Source organism: Clostridium kluyveri (assembly GCF_001902295.1).
GTDB classification, from domain to species: domain Bacteria; phylum Bacillota; class Clostridia; order Clostridiales; family Clostridiaceae; genus Clostridium_B; species Clostridium_B kluyveri_B.
In genome coordinates this window covers 3,219,952-3,243,140 of sequence record NZ_CP018335.1, presented here as the reverse complement: position 1 = coordinate 3,243,140, position 23,189 = coordinate 3,219,952, and the positions used below count along the sequence as shown (strand labels likewise).

The window sequence follows — 23,189 nt, the reverse complement described above, 5'->3', positions numbered from 1 at the left end:
GTGTCATTTAGCTAAGTGGTGGTTTTATTTTTTGATAAATAAAAATTTTGTGTTGAATTATGCATATTTATGGATTTTAAAAAACATATATGGTAATATATGATAATGTGATTTAAGAATGGGCATCTAAAAATGAATAAAAATATCTAATGTAAAGAAGGAGGCTAAATATAGTATATGTTTAAAAAAATATCGTTAGAGTACAAGCTTATTACTATATTAATATTAATTGTCTGTATACCGCTTTTATTATTATCTATTATAAGTTTTCATATGGCATCAAAGCTTGCATATAATAAAACAAGTCAGCTTACTATGGAGATATCCAATGAGAAATCTTCATATATAGAATTACATATTAATTCAGTGAAAAATTCAATACAAGCTTTAGCTATTGATAAATCTATAATTGATGGTGATGAAAATGGCATGATCGATGAACTTGAAAGTATAACTGATAGCAATAAGGATATAATGCAATCATATGTGGGAGATGAAGAGAAAAACTTTACAATATACCCTAAAACTGAATTACCTGCGGGATATGATCCTACAACTAGAGATTGGTACAAACAGGCTGTGACTTTTCCCGATAAGGTATTTATAACTGAACCTTATAAAGATGCTGTTACAGGTAAAATTGTTATAACCGCTGCAAAAAAAGTACAATCTAGTAATGGGAAGATAACAGTGGTAGGTATAGACATGGACATATCTACTTTATGTGATAAAATAGCATCTACCAAAGTCGGAAAAACAGGATATTCCATATTAACTTTGTCTGATGGCACAATTATTGCACATAAGGATAAGAATAAATTAATGACTAATATAAAAAAAGAAATTTCATCTGCACAAATAATTTTGAATAAAAAAAGTGGGGAGTTACAATATAATGATGGGAGACTCTTGAATATGATCGGATTTAGCCGTTCTGATGAAACAGGTTGGATATCCATAGCTGTTCTTCCGGAAAGTGATTACATAGGGGATTTGAACTCAATTATAATAACGGTTTCAATAATTTTGGTTATTATAATTGGAGTAGTTATTATATGTGGAATAATTATTGTAAAATATATAACTAGGCCCCTTTTAAGAATACAGGCTTTTGCAAAACGTCTTTCTGCCTGTGATTTTAGTACTCCTATACAGATAAAAAGAGGGGATGAATTTGGACAAACCGCCGAGCTGCTTAATACTGCACAGAAAAATGTTAAAGAACTTATAAAGACTATAATTGATAACTCCAGAGATATTGCTTCTTTTAGTAAAAAACTTTCTAATTCGGTAGAAGAAATAACTTTAAAATTTAAAATTATAGATAGTTCAATAAATAATATAGTAAATTGTTCTGAGGAAGTTACTTCTTCTACAGAAGAAGTAACTGCATCCATAGAGGAAATAGATGGCAATGTAAATGAATTATCAAATAAAGCTGAAAATGGGAATAAAAATGCAAATGAGGCTAAAGCAAGGGCGCTTTCCATAGAAGAGAATGTAAAAAATGCCATAGATGAGTGTAGAAACATTTATAAGGAGCAAGAAGCAAGTATATTAAAAGCTATTGATGATGGAAAAGTGGTTGTAGAAATAAAGGAAATGGCAGATATGATCTCAAGTATTGCAGAACAGACTAATTTATTGGCTCTAAATGCCTCTATTGAGGCTGCAAGAGCAGGAGAACAGGGCAAAGGATTTGGTGTAGTTGCACAAGAAGTAAAAATTTTAGCAGAACAATCTTCGGAAATAGTTTCTATCATACAAAATACCGTAATAAAGGTTCAAGAAGTTTTTAATAATCTTTCAAAGGCAAGTAATGAATTATTGAAATTTATCGATAAAAATGTAAATATACAATTAGATAATTATTCAAATACAGGAGACCAATATTTTAAGGATTCTGAAATCACTTATAATATTTCTAAAGATTTAGCCTCCATGACAGAGGATATAAAAGTTACAGTAGATGAAATAACTAATACCATAGGCAGTGTTTCTGAAATTGCACAAAAATCATTAGAAAATACTAATGAAATTAAGAGTTCCATAAATTATGCCACTGAAGGTATTATACAAGTTAGTAAAGCTGCGGAAGAACAATCTCATTTGGCACAAAAGCTTGATGAAAGCATTCAAAAGTTTAAAGTATAGTTTTAGCTTAAAAATTTTCTATATAGATTGTAATTTTTTACATAGATTTAAATTTATATAATTATTATATTGACAAAAAATTTCTCAAGTAGTATAGTAATAAAAAATGGTGTATTTGACAATAAATACACTTAACCTTATATTTTATACTATTAGGTTAATTATAAATCTAATATATAAAAAGTATAAGATTAATTCAAATCATGCCAAATATATTAGTTAGTTCACTAGAGATACTAGAGGCTAGTTTTATTATAAAGTAAAACTGGCCTTTTTAATTTACTGTAACAATAAAAGTTATTTAAGATAAGGCTAACTGGAAAACCAGAGGTATTAAGTATTATGAATTTTACTTAGTATCTCTTTTTTATTATAATCATTTCAATAAATACTAAAGGGAGATGAAAAGTGTGTCAATTAATTTTAGAACCTCGCTTTCTCAGACGAGAGAAGAGCGGCTGGGGGCTATTACAGGTTACAGTGGGGATCTACATGATTTATGTAATAGGTCAAAGTGTGGAAATTTAACCAATAGAGAAAGATGTTTTAGCCAATCCAGTTCCTGTAATGCAGGGTGTGCGTTGGGTCAACTTTCTGGAATAAGAGATGTAGCAATAATAAACCATGCACCATCAGGTTGTACAGCCATGTCAGCAAATATAAATGTCATAAATAGTCAAATGGCCACTAAAAGAGGAATTATAAATAACACTGTATTTGTTGGAACTGATATGAATGAAAAAGATACAGTATTTGGGGCTGCAGACAGTCTTAAAGAAATAACAAGGGAAATTTATAAAAGATATAAGCCTAAAGCAATTTTTATAGGAACTTCTTGTGCAACAGGTATTATTGGAGAAGATGTTGATAGTGTTATAGAGGAATTGAAAGAAGAGATACCAGTACCAATAGCTCCTGTTTATTGTGAAGGATTTAGATCTAGAGTGTGGGCTTCAGGATTTGATGCTTCAGATCATGCAGTTCTCACCAGTATTGTGAAACCTCCTAATAAAAAAAATAATATAGTTAATTTTAAAAATTTTTATGAAAGTGCCAGGGATGAAATAATAGATATATTCTCAAATTTTGGAGTGAGACCATTATTTCTATATCAGAATTCAACAGTAGAAGAATTATCCCGTTTATCGGAATCTCTTGCTACAGTATGTATATGTGGAACTCTTGGAACATATTTGGGAAATGGTCTTGAAGAAAAATATGGAGTTCCATATATAAAAACAATCAATCCACTGGGTATTGCAGGATTTGAGACCTGGCTTAGGAGTATAGGTAAAATAATAGGAAAACAGCAGGAAGTAGAAAATTATATAAAAAGAGAAAGAGAAATATACCTACCAAAGATAGAAAAGGTAAAAAAGGAGCTTAAGGGGTTAAGTGCAGTACTTGGAATGGGACCTGGCTATACTTTTGAAATATCCCGTGTGCTTCAGGAACTTGGCATTGAAATAGCATGGGCAGGTGCATGGCATTATGATAGAAAGCACGATAGCGGTATAATTCCCCCTGCTGTCAATTATTTAATGAAAAATTCATCTCATAATATAAGATTAAGTGTAACTGAACAACAAAATTATGAAATATTGAATATATTAAATGAATATCATCCAGATATATATTTTTCAAGGCACCCTGGAACTACTGTGTGGGCTATAAAACAGGGAATACCTGCCTTGTGTGTAAATGATGAATATATGATTTTTGGATATAGGGGAACACTGAATTTTGCATATAGTGTGCTGGATACGATCAATAATAGGAGTTTTGAAAAAAATCTTGCTTCTAGAGTTAAGTTGCCATATACGGATTGGTGGTATGAGCAGAATAATTCAACATTTTTGAAGAAAGGTATGGTAATATGACAAAGATATTAGAACAACCAAGATATAAATGTGCTATGGCAGCTATGCAGACTGTACATGGAATAACCAGGGCTATTCCTGTGTTGCACTCTGGACCTGGTTGCGCTGAAAAGCTTGAAAGAGATTTTGGAAGTTCAGGATATTTTTCCTCTCATATATTTCCATGTACTAATATAAGTGAAAAAGAAGTGATCTTTGGAGGAGAGGGTAAGATCAAAGAAACTATAGAAAATGCACTTAAAGTGATAGATGCAGATCTTTATGTAGTTTTAACCAGCTGCAGTTCAGAGATAGTTGGAGATGATGCAGAAGAAGTAGTACGTTCATTTAAAAATGCAAAAAAACCTGTGATATATGCATCAACGCCTGGATTTAAAGGTAATAATTATTTAGGTCATGAGTGGGTGATTGAAGCCATTATTGAACAATATTTAAAACCTTCCCATAAAAAGACTAAAGGATTTGTAAATATATGGGCTAGTATACCTCTTCATGATCCATTTTGGCTGGGTAATTTAAGGCAATTAGAAAAGCTTGTTTCAGAACTTGGATTAATCCCCAATACAATATTTGGGTATGGAAGAGGGATTGGTAATATAGATAAAATACCAGAAGCGGAATTTAATCTTTTAGTATCGCCATGGGTAGGGCTTGAAAATATGAAACTTTTAGAAAATAAATTTGATACACCTTATTTTCACTATCCAGTATTGCCTATAGGAGCTTTTGAAACAAGTAAATTCTTACGTGCGGTGGGTGAGTTTGCAAAAATAGATAGAAAAAAAGTAGAAGATATCATTGAAAGGCATGAACAAGAATATTATTATTATATAGAACGTTTTGCAGATGTATTTCTTGAGACTCGTGTTATGTCAAAGCGTTTTGTAGTAATTTCAGATGCCCAGTACTGTGTTGCAATTACCAAGTTTTTAGTAAATGATTTTGGTCTCTTCCCTTCAAAACAATATATAACTGATGACACTCCTGTAAAATATCAAAATAATGTAAGAAAATATTTTAAAGAATTGAATGATGGCATAGAAGCAGAAGTAGAATTTTGTACAGATGGATATAAGATAGATAATGAAATTAGAAGTACGGGTTTTTACGGATATCCGTTGATCATAGGGAGTTCCTGGGAAAAGAAAATAGCGGAAGAGACAAAGGCACATTATATTACTATTTCATGGCCTGTTTTTGAGAGGCTTATAATAAATAGTTCCTATGTAGGATATTCAGGTGGACTTAAACTCTTGGAAGATATATATTCTGTAGTTCTTACAAGATTTAATTGATTTATAGGAGGGCATATATGAATTATAAAGTTGCAGTTGCAAGTAGTGATGGCAAATTTGTAAATGAACATTTTAGAAAAGCAAGTCAATTTTATATATATAAAGTGGAAGACGGCAATTATGAATTTATGGAATTGAGAAAGGTAGATGATATTTTTTGCTGTGAAAAAGAGGGTCACTATGATAAAATTTTGTCTATTGTTAAACATCTTTCAGGGTGTAGAATAGTTTTAGTTAGTCAAATAGGTAGGGAAGCTGCTGTATTTTTAAATAGAAATGGAATTGAAGCTTTTGATATAAATCAGTCCATAGACGAAGCTTTAAAAAAGTTAATTAAATATTATTCTAGAATAGATAAAATTAATGAACCATGTAATTAGAAACTATATATACAATACAAAAATAATATAATCAATATTCTTATCAAGAGAAACTAAGGGGCTGGCCCGATGAAGTTTCAGCAACCCGTATGTTTTATTTACATGCAAGGTGCTAAATCCTGCAGATATATTTCTGAAAGATGAGGGAAATTAATGTTAAAAAATATTTTAGCACATATTCCTTTTCTTTTGAAAGGGGATTTTTTATTCACATTATTCAATTTTAGTTGACTGGGAAACCAGAGGCTTTAAATAAAATTTAAATTTTATTTAAGGGTTTCTGGTTTTTTATTATTTAAGATAAAATACCAGGGGATTGAAAAGTAAAAGCTTAATACAGTTAAAAATTAATTTTTATAAAGGAGATGTTTTCATGTCTATTAATATTAAGGTAATAGAATCAGCAACTAGGGAAAACAGACTTAATTCTATTACTGGTTATAGTGGAACAGTTAAGGATCTTGTTAAAAAAGTGCAATGTGGATGTCTTAAAAATGAAGAAAGGTGCTTTAGTCAGGCTAGCAACTGTAGTTCTGGATGTGCTCAGGGGTACTTATCACGTATATTGGATGCTGCCATTGTAAATCACGGCGCCATTGGGTGCTCGGCAGATGTAATTGGGGAAAATACTACTTTCAAATGGGGACAAAATATAAGAAGTTGGGAAAAGAAAGATGTAAATGTGATAAACACTAATATGACAGAGGATTCTACTGTATTTGGCGGCAGAGATAAGTTAAGGGAAGGTATAAAAGAAGCATATAAGAGATTTAAACCCAAGGCCATATTTGTCACTACTTCTTGTGCTTCGGCAATTATTGGAGACGATATTAAAAGTATTACAGATGAAATGGAAAAAGAAATAAAAATTCCTGTGGTACCTGTTTTCTGCGAGGGATTTAGATCGAAAATATGGGCATCAGGCTTTGATGCAGCCTTTCATGCCATATTGACACGTATAGTGAAACCACCTAGAAAGAGACGTCCGGAACTTGTAAATATGATAAATTTTAATGGAAGTGCTAGAGATTATATAACTGAAATACTGTCAAAACTTGGACTTATTCCTCAATTTGTAGTACCTTTTGCTACTATAGAGCAGATATCTAGAATGTCGGAGGCTGCAGCTACTATTAGCATATGCGGTACTTTAGGAGGATATTTGGGAAATGGATTAGAACAGCAATATGGTGTTCCCTATGTGAAATCTATTCAGCCTCATGGTATTGCAGGTATGGATAATTGGCTCAGAGGACTTGGAAAAACTTTAGGCAAAGAGAAAGAAGTAGAAGATTATATAGATAGTGAAAAGAGGAGAATAGCACCGGAACTTGAAAAAATCAGGAAAAAGTTAAAAGGTAAAAGAGCGATAGTAGGTATGGGACCAAGTTTTTCTCACAATTATATGAGAGTATTAGGTGAATTAGGTATTAAGGTAATATGGGGAATTTCCTGGCATTTTGATCAACATTATGATCATGGAAGCATACCGGAATCATCCATTGCCCTATCCAAAAGGGAGGAAGATATCCCAATAAGCATATGTGATGTTCAAAATTTTGAAATATTAAATCTGCTAAACAAATTAAAACCAGATCTTTATATAGCCAGGCATCCAGGTACTACAATATGGCCAACTAAGATGGGAATCCCATCTATAATGATATCAGATGAATACAGTGCTTTTGGATATAGAGGAATTATAGATTTTGGTCACAGCATAATAGATACTTTGGAAAATAACAGCCTAGCAGAGAGCCTATCTAAGAGGATAAAGCTTCCGTATACTTCCTGGTGGCTTAAGCAGGATACATTTAAATTTCTTGAAAATGAGGTGAAATAATGAGTGGAGTGGTTGAAGAGTTAAGACATGTCTGTGCACTTGGAGGATATGAATCCGTACTCGCTATAGAAAGGGCAGTACCCATAATACATGCTGGACCTGGGTGTGCAGCAAAAATCTGGTCCACTTTAGGGCTTCAGAATGGATGCCAGGGCACCGGCTATATAGGGGGACATTCAATACCATGTACCAATGTAGGAGAAAAAGAAGTGATATTTGGGGGAGTGGATAAATTGCACAGAGTTATTTCAAATTCCTTTAAGGTATTGGATGCAGACTTATATGTTGTATTAACTGGATGTACTTCAGATATTGTAGGAGATTATGTAGGAGAGATAGTAGATGAATTTAGAGAAGAGGGCAAGCCTATAGTATATGCTGAGACCGGAGGATTTAAAGGAAGCAATTTTTTAGGTCACCAACTTATAATAGATGCAATAATTGATCAATATTTAAAACCGTCAGATGAAATTGAAAAAGGATTAGTTAATGTGTGGGCTACTGTACCATATCAAGATACATTCTGGGCAGGAAATTTTGAGGTTATTGAGAAACTTTTAAATTCAATAGGAGTAAAAGCTAATATTATTTTTGGACATGGAAAGGGAATAAATACATTAAATAATATACCTAAGGCACAATATAACTTAATTATATCACCCTGGGTAGGACTTGAAAATGTAATACATTTAAAAGAGAAGTTTGGAACAGAGTATTTTCAATATCCTGTTCTTCCAATAGGACCAAAGGAAACAGCAAAGTTTTTAAGAGCTGTGGGAAATTTTATGGGGATAGATAATAATATTATTGAAAATGAAATAGAAAGACAGGAGGATAGATATTTTTATTACTTAGAAAGAGCAGCAGATGTTCTTCTTGAAACTAGGCTACTTCCAAAGCATTTTATAACTGTAGCAGATAGTGCTTATTCTTTGGCTTTATCTAAGTTTTTAATAAATGACTTAGGGCTGCTACCCAAAAAGCAGTTTATAACAGAAGGAGTTCCCAAAGAATATGAAAAGCAAGTAAAACAACATTTTAAAGGATTCTATAATGATATTGTTCCAGAGATTGAATTTACAAATGATGGAGGAAAAGTAAATGAATATTTGAGAAATAGCAATTTTAGAACTAAACCATTAATACTTGGAAGTGGATGGGACAGGGTTATTTCAAAAGAAATAAAAGGATATCAGCTTTCAACATCTACACCTATAAGTGACAGGATGATTCTTAGCCGTTCTTATCTAGGATATGAAGGGGCAATGAGGTTGATAGAAGATATTTATTCTGTTATACTTCAAGATTTTCAATAGATATAATCTAAATGGAGAGTGATAAAATTGAATGCTACCAAAAGTAGAAAAGAAATAGATATATCAAAAGATAATAGGTATGGATTAGAAATAATTGATAGAATTGTTGAAACAATTGGTAGAATAGGATACAGTTTATTTTCTATCATTATATTTTTAATACTGTGGGAAGCAGCACCTAGGATCGGTATTGCTAATCCAGTTTTTCTTCCGCCATTCTCCAAAGTATTTGCAGCATTGTGGCAATTAATAATTAGTGGTTCTCTTTTTGAAAATGTATTCGTAAGTCTTAAAAGATCAGCGGCAGGTTTTGCACTGGCACTTTTAGTTGCTATTCCACTAGGACTCGTTATCGGATGGTTTAAAAAATTTGAGAGATTTATAGATCCTCTTCTGCAAATTTTTAGACAAACTTCAGCACTAGCATTATTCCCTGTGTTTATACTTGTATTTGGTATTGGAGAAACATCTAAAATAGCTATTATATTTTGGGGAGTTCAGTGGCCTATACTTATAAGTACTATTGAAGGGGTCAAAAATGTAGATCCCATTTTAATCAAATCTGCAAAATCCATGGGAGCATCACCATTAGCTCTTTTTTACAAGGTAATTTTCCCCGGAGCGTTTCCATCAATTTTTACGGGTATCAGATTAAGTGCTACTACAGCTATAATTGTTTTAGTTGCAGCAGAAATGATAGGAGCTAATGCGGGACTTGGTTTTCTTATATTTCAATCTCAGGAAACTTACAAAGTTGCTGATATGTATGCTGCAATTGTAACTATAGCATTGATAGGCTTTGGGTTGAATTATTTACTTGTTTTCCTGCAGAAAAATATTATGAAATGGAAACAGGAGCCTAATGTATAAATATAAAATAAAGGAGGAATTGTTCATGACTGTTGGAGACATATATATAAAAAATAATAATGTACCAAATTATAAGATAGTATCTGAGGATGTTGGATATAAATATGGTGTTAAAAATGGAAAAAAAGAAAATAAAGAAGATTTACTTGCTATAAGTGGAATGAGTATTAAAGTAAAAAATGGTGAATTTGTATCTATAGTTGGCCCTAGTGGATGTGGTAAATCAACATTTTTGGATATTATAGCAGGTCTTATAAAAGGAAATACAGGGAAAATATTTATTGACAATAAGGAAATACATGGACCTGCACTAGATAGAGGCATAGTTATGCAGGGATATGCACTTTTCCCATGGAGGAGTATAGAAAAAAATGTAGAATTTGGACTTGAAATTAAGAGAATCAATAAGCGTGAAAGAAAGAAAATGAGTAAAAAATATCTGGAATTGGTGGGGTTAAAGGGTTTTGAAAACAGATATCCCTATGAACTATCAGGGGGTATGAAACAAAGGGTAGCTATTGCTAGAGCACTAGCCTATGATCCAGAAGTGCTGCTAATGGATGAGCCTTTTGCAGCAATAGATGAGCAAACAAAAGAGGATCTTCATATACAGCTGCTTCATATATGGGAAAAGACACATAAGACTATATTGTTTGTTACTCATAATATAGAAGAAGCTGTGTTTTTGTCAGACAGAGTAGTTGTTATGACAAAGAATCCTGGAACTGTGAAAGAAATAATTGATATTGATATACCAAGACCAAGGGAAAGTGGAAGCATAAAATCATCTGATGAATTTACTGCACTAAAACATAGGATATGGGGATTACTTAAGGATAGTCGGGATAATGAAAAGAGAGCTGATGATGAAAAGGACTCCAATAAAGATTTATACGATATACCCCAGAGTGCAATAAATTAAATTTAAATTTTTAAAAATGAGGTGTAGAAGTATGAATAAATTATTAAAGAAAGTTACAATGATAAGTTTATCATTAGCTATAATTTTTAATGTAGTAGGATGTTCATCAAAAAGCAGTGAAACAAATTCAAATACCACAACTTCCAGTGATGGCAAAAAGCTTGATGTTATAAAAATAGCAACTCAGACTGGATTTAATGAATTTGATATTGCGGATGAACTTGGATTTTTTAAAGAGGAGGGAATACAACTAGAATATACTGGAGTGCTTAAAGGTAGTACAGCAATTCAAGCAGTGTTAACAGGAAGTAATGATGTATTCGATGGACATCCAATTGATGTAGCCCTTGCTCAGTTGGCAGGAGCAAAGATTAAAGTGGTAGCTACTGGAATGATTGATAATGAAAAATTTGTTCATATGAACTATATGGTAAATAGTAAAAGTTCTATAAAATCTCCAGAGGATTTAAAAAATAAAAAATTTAAAATTGCAGTTGCAAATAGAAATTCTTGTGCTGAAATAATAGCTCTTGAATATTTTAAGAAATATAATATTCCAAAGTCAAATGCAGAATTTGTAATTATGCCATCTAATCAGCAGGAACAGGCATTGAGCCAGAGTTTAGTTGACATAGCTGCTCTTCATCCTCCATATATTAAAAAAGCACAAATTGATGGAGGAGTAAGCTCTCTCTTTACCAGCTATGAAGTAACACAAGGACCTGCAGGAGGAGCCTCTACTCGTGGATTCAGTGATGAATTTATAAAAGAACATCCAGATACAGTTAAGCGTTTTGTAAAAGTGCTTGTAAAAACCCATAAGTGGATTAATACTCACCAGCAGCAGGCAAATGAAATCATAGCGAAGAGATTTAATATGAAAATTTCTCAAGTTGAACCATTCTGGTATGACGAAAATGACTATGTAAATCCAGAATATATTCAAAAATGGTTGGATATGTCTGAAGAAACTGGAATATTGGAAAAGGGAGCTATAAAGGCGTCAGATATATATACGAATAAATTTAGTCCTAATCCTAAATATGCTGGGAAATGAATCTAGTTCAGGTGGAGTTTGCTCGTAAGGAAACTCCACCTGAACTTTAGGAGAACTTATATAGAAAAGTAATAAATTGATAATTACTACTTGGTTATTCCATAGTAAATGTAACTATGGTAATATAAAACTGTATCTATAAAGTTCATTTCCTATTACTCATTTTAGAGTGTTAAAAAGGGCAATAGGAAAGTGAACCATAATTTTTTATTATTCATCGGCAAGAAGGAGATAAAATAATGGATAAAAAGGAACTAGCAAAAATGATAGATCATACCCTTTTAAAACCTGAGGCTACTTATGAACAGGTAGTTAAATTATGTAAAGAAGCTTTAGAATATGGATTTGCTTCGGTATGCATAAATTCCTGTTATGTTAATGCTGCCTACCAGTTATTAAAGGGCTCAGATGTGAAAGTGTGTACAGTTGTGGGGTTTCCTTTAGGTGCCGTCACATCTGAAACAAAAGCTTTTGAAGCAGTACAGGCGGTAAATAGGGGAGCCTCTGAAATTGATATGGTTATAAATGTAGGTTATTTAAAATCAGGAAATTATGATTATGTTGAAGAAGATATAAAAACTCTAGTTAATAAAATTAATGGAAGAGCCCTGGTTAAAGTTATTATTGAAACCTGTCTCCTTAATGATGAAGAGAAAATTATAGCTTGTAAGCTTGCTAAAAAGGCGGGGGCTGATTTTGTAAAAACATCTACGGGTTTTAACATGTCAGGAGCTACTTCAGAGGATGTAGCACTAATGTATGATGCAGTTTCACCTAATTTAAAGGTAAAAGCATCAGGTGGAATTAGGACTTACGAAGATGCCATAAAAATGATAAATGCAGGAGCCTCCAGGATAGGTGCCAGTGCTTCTGTTAAAATTATTAATAAAAAATAACTAGAGAAATCACATTGTACTCTCTAGTTAAATAGTTATCTTTATGTTCAAATCAATTTATGTTTTGAAAGAGGTGTATTTTCTACGTTTTTAGCAATTGGAATCTTTATAAAAAATGTAGTTCCAAAATCTGGTTTACTCTTAAACCAGATTTTGCCTTTATGTGTATTGGTAATTGTATGATAAACCATAAACAGGCCAAGTCCAGTACCTTGTTCTCTTCTAAATGTAAATGCTTGGAATAGTGAATCCTGTATATCTTCCGGTATTCCACCAGCAGTATCTTTAATTGTAATAATAATATAGTCTCCTTCTATTATTGTTTCAATTTCAATTTGCCCTCCATTATCCATTAATTGAATGGAATTTATTAAAATATTCTGTATAGATCTTTTAAATAAATTTTCAGACATATATATAAAATTATCTCCATTATTTTTAAAGGATAATTTAATTTTTTTCAGATTACACTCAAATTGAAATGATTTAATTACTTTTTCTATTACTGGAGCAACTTTTTTTGGAAAGAGTTCGGAAGGTTTAAATATGCTTAATAGTTCTATGATAATATCGTTTAATTCATCAGCTTGATTTATGATTTTATCTAGGTATACATTAAGTTTATTTCTGTCTGAAGTTATTTTCCCTAGTTGTGCTAAACCTCTAATTACTGCTAATGGATTTTTTAAGTCATGAACTGTAGTTGCCATTAAATCGTTAATTTGTGAAAGTGGTTGGTTACTTTGTCTATTTTCTGAATCTGATATCATAGTTTCAATATAATTAGCATAAATTATAACAGGACTAAGCAGAGCGGGATATGCATAGTCAGTCATAGTACTAAGGGTTATATATCCAATTGTATTTTTATTTGATTTAATAGGTACATTTATACAGGAACAATTATGAGTTTTGTTACAATTATATATGCTGTACGTAAAAACAGAGTTTTTTTTGATAAATTTTGTTTCTGTATTATCCATGCAGATATCTTTCTGGCACCAATTTGTTCCTATACAAATTGGCATTTTTTTTATATTCGATATCTGCGGCATTCCTGATGGACTAATAATCCTTCCGCTAATGTCCTTGATAGAAATTATATGAGGAATATTTTTTAGTGCTAAAGAAATATGTTTTAAAAAAGGAATGGAATATTTCATTAATTGCGAATTTTTAGAAGAATTTTTTTTAAAATCTTTGTTAGAGAATAAATCTGTGGTTGATTGTTCATCATTTACTTGTAAATGAGAATGTCTTACACATGGCTTTATAATTATGGAATTAAATAAAGGGTCGTTATTCATATCTTTGATAAATTCTCTCCAACGGCAAATTGATTGTTGTTCATTTTTAAATTTAGTCATTTTATGACCTCCTTATATTATAAAAAATATATTAATATGTAAGTAATCATGGTTTAATTTATCCCAACACTACCAGCGCTAATATCATCTTTTTCAAGGTTGGAGATAAACAGGTCTACGCGCATGGATAAGTGATTCTAAGGTTAAGATGGAGAAAAGCGTTTCTCTACAGCAAACTCCACCTGAACTTTAGAATCACTTGATAGGCTTTATGTATAATAAATGATAGAATTTATAAAAAGATTCTTATATATATAAATTTTTTCTTTAATTTATCGAATATGTCTTTAAAATATATGGCACTATTTTAAGTACCATATGTCATCTAATCTTTTATTCAATTTCTCAGCTATTTTTAATCCTTTCTTCATGGAAGGAATTGATGTTCCATTTTCCCAAGCATAGTATGTTTTGAGGTTAACTTCTATTAATTTTGAGAATTCCTTTGGATTCATCATATATTCTCTCATCCTTATTTCTTTAAGCCTATTATTCATGTTAATAACACCTCACAATTAATATATTCTATAAAATACTTATATTTCCTTTTTATATAAGATACTATTAAAGATATTTTATAGCATTTTTTATAAATATTTATAAAAATTAAAATATTAATTAAAAAAAGTAAGAAAAATAGTAAGCATATGTACTCAAAAGACAAATTCATTAGTTTATATTTGTTTGTTTTATATATATGAATATTAATAATAATATGATAAATTATACATATTATTATTAATAATATAATAAAATACATTGATATATAATGATAATTTTTCAATAAGCTTTGAATCATAAAATAAATATATAAGCTATAAATTGAATGTTATAAAAACAATGTATTCAATTTATAAACGCTAGTACTAAAATTTGATAGCTCATATTTACATATTATTAATTAACACATCAAATTAAGATTGACATGTTAATATTAAGACAGTATAATTAATAAAAATGTATAATGTGTAGATATATATCGTTATATTATGAATAAACAATTTTGTTTTATTGCAATAATTATATCTTTTATATTTAGTAAATTTATGACTTTATCACATTTAATAAAATACAAATAAATGTTGAAGGTTTTAGAAAGGAGAAATGTTAAATGAGTACCATTGGGGCTAACTTATTAATGAATAATGTAGTAAAATACTATAAAAGTTTTAAGGCTGTGGATGAAGTTAGTTTTGGAGTGGAGAAAGGAGAGTTTCTAACCATATTGGGACCAAGTGGCTCTGGAAAAACTTCATTATTAAAATTAATTGCCGGGTTCGAAAAAATAAATTCAGGTGAAATTCTTTTAAATAAAGAAAATATTGAAAAAAAGAGACCCTATGAAAGAAATATAGGGATGCTTTTTCAAAATTATGCATTGTTTCCTCATATGAATATTTTTCAAAATATTGCGTATCCTTTGAAAATCAGAAAATTTTCTAAAGATAAGATTAAAGAAAAAGTTATAAATATGCTGAAGCTAGTGGATCTTGAAGGAGTAGAAAATAGATATCCTAAACAATTAAGTGGAGGACAACAGCAGAGAGTTGCACTTGCAAGGGCCATAGTATTTAATCCTCCATTGTTATTACTAGATGAACCTTTAGGAGCTTTAGACAAGCAGTTAAGACAGAAAATGCAATTGGAAATTAAGCATATACAGCAGAGAATTGGAATCACCACTATAAGTGTTACCCATGATCAGGAAGAGGCTCTTACAATGTCTGACAAAGTATGTATTATGAATAAAGGGAGAATAGAACAAATAGATACTCCGGAAAATATATATGAAAAACCTAAAAGTATATTTGTAGCAGAATTTATAGGAGAGATAAATATTATTAAAGGTAAAATAGTTCAAACAGAAGGTAAAATTGCATTTATAGAAATATTTAATAAACAAATTTTAAAGGGAGAAATGGATGCTGAGGGTCAGTATTTAAGGGGGAAGGCTGTTTCCATAGCCTTAAGACCTGAAAATATAAGTATTACACTAGATAAAACTCAATATGAGAATAGCATGAAAGCAATAGTTAAGGAAGTTATTTTTGTAGGAGACTCATTAAAAGTAAAGGTAGTTAATGAAAATAATGAGGAAATGATGGTGAAAGCAGTACCTTCTGATAAAAATTTACTTACTCCTGGCAGAGAGATTATATTAAATTGGGAAATTACAAAGAGTTCTTTAATAGGAAATTAATTATATAAAGCATAAGGGGGAATAAATTATGAAGAAAAAATTATTACTTTTATTAAGTGCAATATTGATCTTCGGTCTTACAGGATGTGGCAGTTCATCTAATGAAAAAAGTAGTACCAGTGAAGATAAAGAATTAGTTGTTGTGGATTGGGGAGGAGCTTATTCCAAAGCAAGGCAAGTAAATTACGATGCCTTTGAAAAGAAATACGGGGTAAAAATAACGGTAGTAAACCCAACGGACTATGGTAAGTTGAAAGCAATGGTTCAATCAAAGAATGTTGAATGGGATGTAGTAAATGTAGACTCTGATTTTGCACCAAGAGGAGGTAAACAGGGATTACTTGAAAAGTTGGATTACAGTGTAATTAAAACAGATAATATCGATAAAGGATTGGTTAATGAATATGGAGTGGGTTCAGATACTTTTGATGTAGCTATAGCCTATAACACGAGTAGTTATTCAAAAGACAATCACCCCACCACCTGGGCTGAATTTTGGGATACACAAAAGTTTTCTGGAGCCCGTGCTATGTGGAAATATCCTGTAGGTACTTTAGAAGCTGCGCTTCTTGCAGATGGAGTTGAGGCAGATAAGTTATATCCTTTAGACGTAGATAGAGCTTTTAAAAGTCTAGATAAAATAAAAAGCAATGTAAAAATATGGTGGACTGCAGGAGCTCAGGCACCTCAATCACTTGCAAGTGGTGATGTTACTTTGGCAGCAGCTTGGAATGGACGTGTAAGTACTGCAAAGAAGGAAGGTTCGCCGGTAGATGTGGAATATAACCAGGCTATAGTTCTTGGAGATTCATGGGTAGTACCAAAAGGAGCACCTCATAAAGAACTGGCTATGAAGTTTATTGCCTTTGAGTGTGAAGCTGAACAACAGGCAGAATTCTCAAAAAATATCGACTATGCACCAACTAATTCTAAAGCATTGGATTTATTATCTACAGAAGTAAAAGAAAGAATAGGAAGAGGAGATGACGAAACCTCTAATAAACTTATACATGGCGATGAAGAATGGTGGGCAGAAAATTATGATGCTGTGGATACTAAATTCCAACAGTGGTTAATTAAATAATTTATTCTAAAATCTAAAGTTCTAGTTATACAGCTAGAACTTTAGGTTAATAGTTATTGATTTTTGGGGGAATGGAAATGGTGAATGAGAGTATTAAGAAAGAAGAGATGATGTTTGAGAAAAATTCTACAAAAGATAAATTAAATAATTTGCTTAGTGTAAAATGGATACTGGTAATATTGCCTGCACTTTTTATTATAGTATTCACATTCGTACCTATGATAAGTTTATTTAAATTAAGTATTATAGATGAGAATGGATTTACTTTTAAATATATAGCACAGATTTTTACAGAGCCTATATATCTTCAAGTTATATGGCTTACCTTGAAAACTTCATTTATTGTAACAGTAATATCAATTGTACTTGCTTATCCGGTAGCTTATTTTATTATTAAAACAAAATCCTCCAGAACCAAAAAGGTCATTCTAATGATTATTATGATACCTTTCTGGATTAGTTTATTGGTACGTACTTTTTCATGGATTATAATCTTACAGGAACAGGGGATTTTAAATACCTTTTTGAAGAATATAGGGCTTATAAATCAGCCTTTGGATTTACTTTACAATACTGCTTCTGTAACAATAGGTATGACCCATGTTCTATTTCCGTATATGGTGTTAAATGTTTATTCGGTTATGTCAAGTATTGACACACAGCTAGTGGAAGTTGCTCAAGTTATGGGGGCCAGGCCTATAAAAGCTTTTTGGCAGGTGTTTTTTCCTTTATCTGTTCCGGGAATTTTATCAGGATCAATACTGGTATTTGTTCTAGCTCTTGGATATTTTATTACTCCTGCACTACTAGGGGGATCAAAGAATATGCTTGTATCTACCCTTATACAGAATAATATAAGTGCTACCTTGAACTGGCCTTTAGCCTCTGCACTTTCCTTAGTTTTATTTATTATTACCATGGTACTTTTGTCTATACTTGCAGTATTGGTAAAAAGAAACCCTATGTTAAAGGAGGGAGAATAATGTGGCTTCCAATAATTGTAATAGTTATATTGTTTTTTCTTATAGCTCCTGTATTTGTATTGATACCCCTTTCTTTTACTTCGTTAAGTTATTTTAAATTTCCACCACCAAGTTACTCTACTCAGTGGTATCATGCTTTCTTTAATGATAGTCAGTGGACTCAATGTTTCGGCAGAAGTCTTGGAATAGCGGTACTTACAGTAATACTTGCTCTTATTCTAGGAACCATGGCGGCAGCTGCTGTTACTAAGGTGGAGTTTAAATTTAAAAATGTATTTATGGGATTTATGGTTATGCCTATGGTTATACCTGTAATTATAATTAGTGTAGCCTTATATAATTCCTTTGCTCCTTTAAAATTAACTAATACTATACCTGGAATAGTTCTAGGGCATACACTTCTGGCTATACCTATGGTATTTGTAACGGTGATGACAGGACTAAAGGGGGTAGATAAAAATATTGAGCTGGCAGCAATGGGACTGGGTTCAAAACAAATTAGTGTATTTTTTAACATTACACTGCCTCAGATTAAAGCTTCTATGTTTTCAGCGGCGGTATTTGCTTTTAGCACATCTATAGATGAAGTAACTGTTACTATGTTTCTGGCAGGTTCTAAAACTAAAACGCTTCCCCTGGCCATGTGGGAGAGTATGAAAACTAGCATAACCCCAGAAATAGCTGCGGTATCTACCATTTTGATTGGAATCACTTTAACTATGCTTTTTGTACAAGGGATTGTTAAAGGGAAAAATACAGAAGCAAATGAAGCTTGACAATTATGTTTTAAGGTACCTAGGCATTTTGAAATCAATAATGTGTCCTAGGTACTTTTATTTTTAAATAGAAATAAATTTTGTTATAAATAATGAAATTTCATTGATAATATTATGACAATAATTTATTATTTTTATAACATGTGTAATCCAAATAAAAATATCATAAATAAATTACTTTTTCTGTAAGACTTTACATGAATTAAGAATTGAGGCAGTGGTATTTGGGTATATTATTAAGTGATTATCACAAATATCTTAAAATTTTTAACTTAAGAATAATAAAAGTTTTAAATTTATGGTATATAGTCATTTTTTTAACATATATATTGCAATTGAATATAAAGAATGTTAATATATTAACAAACAAATTTAGTTTAATCATATAGGGGTATAAAGATGTGGTTATAGCGTACGAGAAATAATAAAATTTAATTGTCTGAATGGGGGGAGTTATGTGAATAAAGAAATAAGGGATATTCAAGAAACAAAGGATAAAGTTACAATACTAAAAAGAATAAAATCTAAAAGAAGGGAATCTTTTAGCTTCCTGTTCGATATGATCGATACGTTATTTGCAGGGAAATAGTGAAAAACAGCTTTTAAAGCTGTTTTTTATTATTAAATATGTCTATTGAGAAATTCATATGGAATATATCTATTGTGATTCATATTCAAAAGCTGCATTAAGTGAAGATACTTTTGGAATCTTTTATTTACAACAGTCCAATTTATATTCTTAATGAAAGTAGAAATATATTCTTTTTTATTTGTTCCAAAATCCATGAAATAAGCATGTTCATAAACATCCATTACTAATATAGGGTAAGAAATCCATACAGATCCTTTGTCGTGCAGATCACTTCCTATTATATGGAATTTATTGTCTAGTGAATCTATAGACAGAACTGCCCATCCTCTCATAGATAGACCCACATTTGTTAAATAAGAAAGAAAATTATCATAAGATGAGAATTGATTTATTATGGAGTTGAGTACTGGACCGTGGGGAGTGGTGTTGCCTCCTGTCATATTCTTGAAGTAAAGATTATGAAGTTTTACCCCGTTTAGTGCGTAGGTTTCACCAAGTTTTAAGCTGCGCATTTTTGAATAGGTTGGATTACTATCAGTATAATTTTGAGGGTTATAATCAGTGTTCCAGATTTGGTTTAAAATATTTACATAGCCTACATATAATTTATAATGTTCATTTAGTTGTCTTTGGGAAATACCTTTAACAGAATTAAAGTTAAAAACTTCAGGTTTCATATTATACATTAAAACACCTCTATAAAAATATGTTACTATTTATAATATGTAACAAGACTTGAATGTGCGTAATAATTAAAATATTCCCAATGGAGGAATATTTTAATTATTTTTTAGATTTAGATATCTTAAAATAAATAATAAGGTAAACATGAAGTTAAATATATTTTAATTCTTCCTTTAAAAAAAGATCTGTTGTTTGCTGGTCATGATTACACATAACAATAGTTTTTAAATCTATATCTTCTCTTTTTAAAAATTCTACAGAAGTTTCAAGAAGTATTTTTGCACATCTTTCTTTTGGAAACCCAAATATACCAGAACTTATAGCAGGTATGGATATGGAGTTTAAATTATAGGACTCTGCCAGATTAAGCACACTCTTTACAGCTTTCTTTAGTTTTTCATCTTCATTACCTTCTCCCATTATAGGGCCTACAGTATGTATTACAAATTTACAGTTCAAATCGTGACCATAGGTTATAACTGCTTTTCCCACAGGTAAACTACCTATTTTTTTTATAAGTTCATTGCTATCTGATTGTATCTTAGAACCCCCAGCTCTTGCGATAGCCAAGGCTGCCCCTCCTCCATGCTGAAGGGCACTGTTTGCAGGATTTACTATGGCATTACTATCTTCTTTTGTTATGTCTCCTGTTTTAATTAATATTTTCTTATTACCTATTTTTATCATTTATTTCAATACCTCCAATTTTTATTAAACTGTTTTTAGTTAAATATTATCAGTAGGAAATTTTTTTTATGTACTCATTGGTATTTATATTAAAGTATTTACAGATATCATCTATTTCTTTAAGGGTAACTTCATTCATTGGAATGCCATTTTCCATTTTATCTTTATAAGATTCAATTTCTTTTTCTCCATGGGTATATATTCTTAAAGCCCCTTTAGCTTTTTTAGAATTTCTAAGTTCATTTAGGTACTCTGACAATTTATCTTCTATGGAATTTTTATCTCCAAATATACCATAATCTATTGCACAGAAATAATGGCAGGTGCCAGAGCCGGAAGAACCTTGAAGTGTAACGTAATTTCCGGTGATACCTCCAGATAAAATTGCTGTAAATATTTCAACTGCAAGAGCCAATCCGTAGCCTTTATGTCCACCAGTGAGTTCTTTAGAGCCTCCAAGTGGAACAAGACCTCCTCCAAGTTTTTTCGGAAGATTGTATAAAATATCATAAGGATCTTCTGTATCTTCTCCGTTTTTATCCAGTGCAAGACCTAGCGGAAGGGGTTCATGTCTTTTATTGTATACTTCAATTTTCCCTCTTGTAACTACACTGGTAGCTATATCCATTAAAAAGGGATAGGGCTGTGCAGGCATAGATATGGCTATGGGATTTGTACCAAGCATGGCATCTTTTCCGAAAGTAGGTATTATAACAGCAGGAGAGTTAGTCATAGATATTCCGAGAAGTCCTTCTTCTTCAGCCATTTTAGCATAATATCCAGCAATGCCATAGTGATTTGAGTTTCTAACTACTACCATGCCCAAACCTGAAGTTTTGGCCTTTTCAATAGCCATATTCATAGCTTTCTTTCCTGTCAGTTGACCCATACCAGCCTGGGCATCTAAAACTGCAGATACAGGTGTTTCTTTTATTATTTTTGGTTTAGAATCTACTTTTATAAGACCATTTTTTATTTCACTATAATACTTTACCAGTCTTTGAATTCCATGAGATTCAATTCCAAACAAATCTGACAGCAGTAAAACGTCTGTAATAGTTCCACTATCTTCTGGACTAAATCCGAATTTCTCAAAAACTATATCACATAGTTTTTTTAAACCTTCATATTTTACTTTTGAATATGTCATTTTTACCTCCTAAAATGTTAGATGTACACAATTATTAAATGTTTAGTCAAACATAGTTTTATTACATATAAAATAATTATACTACAAATATAATAAATATATAAAGTTTGGTAACTTATTTTTATGCACAATATGATTTTAGGAATTAAAAAATATGTATTTGAATTTATTAATATTCACATAAATGATTGCTTATGGAACTGCGAGGGTGCTTGTCATTGATTCAGTATCAAATAGACAGGCAATGTCTCCAGCATTGTTCCATGTGAAAGAATTTTTTCCACAATAAAAGTGAAATTCAGGGTTATGACCGCCAGTTCCTTCTATGAATTTATTTGAACCATAGCCTGTAAATAGTATTATAATTTCACCTGGATCCAATGTCCAAAAAAGGTTGTCGATGCGCTTTGGAAATCTGTAAATAAGGGAATATTGTTTACTTGGTTTCCAGTGCCACAGCTCCCAATTAAACATATTGATTCTTCTATTGCTGACATTTTCAATGCGTATCCATTCGTCATTTAAATGAAGTTCTCCATTTCTTTTTTTAATATTATTATTTATAAATGCTATTTTTACATTGGTAGACACAATAATCATCTCCTTTAGTACCATAAATTCAACATTTAATGTTAAATTCCTTCAAGGAGTTTAAATAATTTTAAATTAGTAATTATTTATTTTAAATATATTAAGAGTTATAATATAAGAATAAAAAAGTTATAGCAGGAGGCTAATATTTTAAATGGGCAAAAATCATAATCAAAAAAAGAAAAGTACGAATATGCTAATAGCTGCATTTATGTTATTTATTTTTCCTATTATGTTGGTGTTTTTAGGTGTATTTTTAGGAGGATACTTAGGAAAATTAATGGAAGGAGCTATAAGAATTTATCAAATTGTTGGAGGTATAATTGCTCTTGTGTTAGCTGTAGTGTTTGTAAAACTGTTTGATAAGACTACTATAGTTGATAAGGAACAGGAAAAATTTTATTGGGAAGATATGTAGTTAAAATATTTTAGTATCTGAAAATATATAAGTTATATAATTTC

At 31.1% G+C, this 23,189-nt stretch carries 22 protein-coding genes and 1 riboswitch; of the genes, 16 read left to right on the top strand and 6 right to left on the bottom strand.

The features are described 5' to 3' along the window. Positions 1 to 177 precede the first annotated feature (177 nt). The 10 genes from BS101_RS15635 to deoC all read left to right on the top strand — a co-directional run bounded on the left by BS101_RS15635 (position 178) and on the right by deoC (position 12,613). Positions 178 to 2,154, top strand: a complete 1,977-nt coding sequence (locus BS101_RS15635; protein ID WP_073539674.1) for a methyl-accepting chemotaxis protein — start codon at positions 178 to 180, stop codon at positions 2,152 to 2,154. 410 nt (positions 2,155 to 2,564) lie between these two features. Beyond that, complete coding sequence (locus tag BS101_RS15630; RefSeq protein ID WP_073539673.1) at positions 2,565 to 4,034, top strand: nitrogenase component 1; 1,470 nt, start codon at positions 2,565 to 2,567, stop codon at positions 4,032 to 4,034. Beyond that, positions 4,031 to 5,329: a nitrogenase component 1 gene (locus tag BS101_RS15625; protein ID WP_073539672.1), complete on the top strand. Its 1,299-nt coding sequence runs from the start codon at positions 4,031 to 4,033 to the stop codon at positions 5,327 to 5,329. Before BS101_RS15630 ends, BS101_RS15625 begins: the two co-directional genes overlap by 4 nt. Before the next feature lie 17 nt (positions 5,330 to 5,346). Continuing rightward, positions 5,347 to 5,709, top strand: a complete 363-nt coding sequence (locus BS101_RS15620) for a NifB/NifX family molybdenum-iron cluster-binding protein (protein WP_073539671.1) — start codon at positions 5,347 to 5,349, stop codon at positions 5,707 to 5,709. Positions 5,710 to 5,746: 37 nt separating this feature from the next. Beyond that, a riboswitch (SAM riboswitch) is annotated at positions 5,747 to 5,856 on the top strand. A 226-nt stretch (positions 5,857 to 6,082) separates the two neighbouring features. Next, on the top strand, positions 6,083 to 7,552 hold the full coding sequence (locus BS101_RS15615; RefSeq protein WP_073539670.1) for a nitrogenase component 1: 1,470 nt from the start codon (positions 6,083 to 6,085) through the stop codon (positions 7,550 to 7,552). Further along, the gene (locus BS101_RS15610) at positions 7,552 to 8,868 is read left to right on the top strand and encodes a nitrogenase component 1 (RefSeq protein ID WP_073539669.1); all 1,317 of its coding nucleotides are present in this window, start codon (positions 7,552 to 7,554) and stop codon (positions 8,866 to 8,868) included. The genes BS101_RS15615 and BS101_RS15610 overlap by 1 nt, the downstream gene beginning before the upstream one ends. Positions 8,869 to 8,895: 27 nt before the next feature. Next, positions 8,896 to 9,738, top strand: coding sequence for an ABC transporter permease (locus BS101_RS15605; protein WP_242951302.1), 843 nt, complete (start codon positions 8,896 to 8,898; stop codon positions 9,736 to 9,738). Positions 9,739 to 9,763: 25 nt separating this feature from the next. Then, entirely contained in the window at positions 9,764 to 10,660 is an 897-nt protein-coding gene (locus BS101_RS15600) for an ABC transporter ATP-binding protein (protein ID WP_073539668.1), read from the top strand. 31 nt (positions 10,661 to 10,691) lie between these two features. Beyond that, positions 10,692 to 11,717: an ABC transporter substrate-binding protein gene (locus BS101_RS15595; protein WP_073539667.1), complete on the top strand. Its 1,026-nt coding sequence runs from the start codon at positions 10,692 to 10,694 to the stop codon at positions 11,715 to 11,717. A 239-nt stretch (positions 11,718 to 11,956) separates the two neighbouring features. After that, entirely contained in the window at positions 11,957 to 12,613 is a 657-nt protein-coding gene (deoC, locus tag BS101_RS15590) for a deoxyribose-phosphate aldolase (RefSeq protein ID WP_073539666.1), read from the top strand. Between the two features lie 47 nt (positions 12,614 to 12,660). Here deoC and BS101_RS15585 read toward each other — a convergent pair whose 3' ends face one another. Continuing rightward, positions 12,661 to 13,980, bottom strand: a complete 1,320-nt coding sequence (locus BS101_RS15585) for a sensor histidine kinase (RefSeq protein ID WP_073539665.1) — start codon at positions 13,978 to 13,980, stop codon at positions 12,661 to 12,663. A gap of 302 nt (positions 13,981 to 14,282) precedes the next feature. Then, positions 14,283 to 14,477 carry a helix-turn-helix transcriptional regulator gene (locus BS101_RS15580; RefSeq protein ID WP_156876065.1) on the bottom strand — a complete coding sequence of 65 codons (195 nt, stop codon included), beginning with the start codon at positions 14,475 to 14,477 and terminating at the stop codon, positions 14,283 to 14,285. A 614-nt stretch (positions 14,478 to 15,091) separates the two neighbouring features. Here BS101_RS15580 and BS101_RS15570 point away from each other — a divergent pair. The 5 genes from BS101_RS15570 to BS101_RS24275 all read left to right on the top strand — a co-directional run bounded on the left by BS101_RS15570 (position 15,092) and on the right by BS101_RS24275 (position 19,612). Continuing rightward, entirely contained in the window at positions 15,092 to 16,180 is a 1,089-nt protein-coding gene (locus BS101_RS15570; RefSeq protein ID WP_073539663.1) for an ABC transporter ATP-binding protein, read from the top strand. Positions 16,181 to 16,208: 28 nt separating this feature from the next. After that, positions 16,209 to 17,264: an ABC transporter substrate-binding protein gene (locus BS101_RS15565; protein ID WP_073539662.1), complete on the top strand. Its 1,056-nt coding sequence runs from the start codon at positions 16,209 to 16,211 to the stop codon at positions 17,262 to 17,264. A 77-nt stretch (positions 17,265 to 17,341) separates the two neighbouring features. After that, on the top strand, positions 17,342 to 18,247 hold the full coding sequence (locus tag BS101_RS15560) for an ABC transporter permease (protein WP_073539661.1): 906 nt from the start codon (positions 17,342 to 17,344) through the stop codon (positions 18,245 to 18,247). Next, positions 18,247 to 19,023, top strand: a complete 777-nt coding sequence (locus BS101_RS15555) for an ABC transporter permease (RefSeq protein WP_073539660.1) — start codon at positions 18,247 to 18,249, stop codon at positions 19,021 to 19,023. Before BS101_RS15560 ends, BS101_RS15555 begins: the two co-directional genes overlap by 1 nt. Positions 19,024 to 19,480: 457 nt before the next feature. Continuing rightward, positions 19,481 to 19,612, top strand: a complete 132-nt coding sequence (locus BS101_RS24275) for a hypothetical protein (RefSeq protein WP_278335239.1) — start codon at positions 19,481 to 19,483, stop codon at positions 19,610 to 19,612. A gap of 32 nt (positions 19,613 to 19,644) precedes the next feature. Here BS101_RS24275 and BS101_RS15550 read toward each other — a convergent pair whose 3' ends face one another. The 4 genes from BS101_RS15550 to BS101_RS15535 all read right to left on the bottom strand — a co-directional run bounded on the left by BS101_RS15550 (position 19,645) and on the right by BS101_RS15535 (position 22,736). Then, positions 19,645 to 20,301, bottom strand: coding sequence for a superoxide dismutase (locus BS101_RS15550; RefSeq protein WP_073539659.1), 657 nt, complete (start codon positions 20,299 to 20,301; stop codon positions 19,645 to 19,647). 148 nt (positions 20,302 to 20,449) lie between these two features. Next, positions 20,450 to 20,986, bottom strand: coding sequence for a macro domain-containing protein (locus BS101_RS15545; RefSeq protein ID WP_073539658.1), 537 nt, complete (start codon positions 20,984 to 20,986; stop codon positions 20,450 to 20,452). 49 nt (positions 20,987 to 21,035) lie between these two features. After that, on the bottom strand, positions 21,036 to 22,136 hold the full coding sequence (locus BS101_RS15540) for an Ldh family oxidoreductase (protein ID WP_073539657.1): 1,101 nt from the start codon (positions 22,134 to 22,136) through the stop codon (positions 21,036 to 21,038). A 192-nt stretch (positions 22,137 to 22,328) separates the two neighbouring features. Next, a complete protein-coding gene (locus BS101_RS15535; RefSeq protein ID WP_242951490.1) occupies positions 22,329 to 22,736 on the bottom strand; it encodes a lamin tail domain-containing protein in 408 nt (135 codons plus the stop codon). Between the two features lie 145 nt (positions 22,737 to 22,881). Between BS101_RS15535 and BS101_RS15530 the strand changes: the two genes are divergently transcribed. Continuing rightward, complete coding sequence (locus BS101_RS15530) at positions 22,882 to 23,145, top strand: SoxR reducing system RseC family protein (protein ID WP_073539655.1); 264 nt, start codon at positions 22,882 to 22,884, stop codon at positions 23,143 to 23,145. Positions 23,146 to 23,189 lie beyond the last annotated feature (44 nt).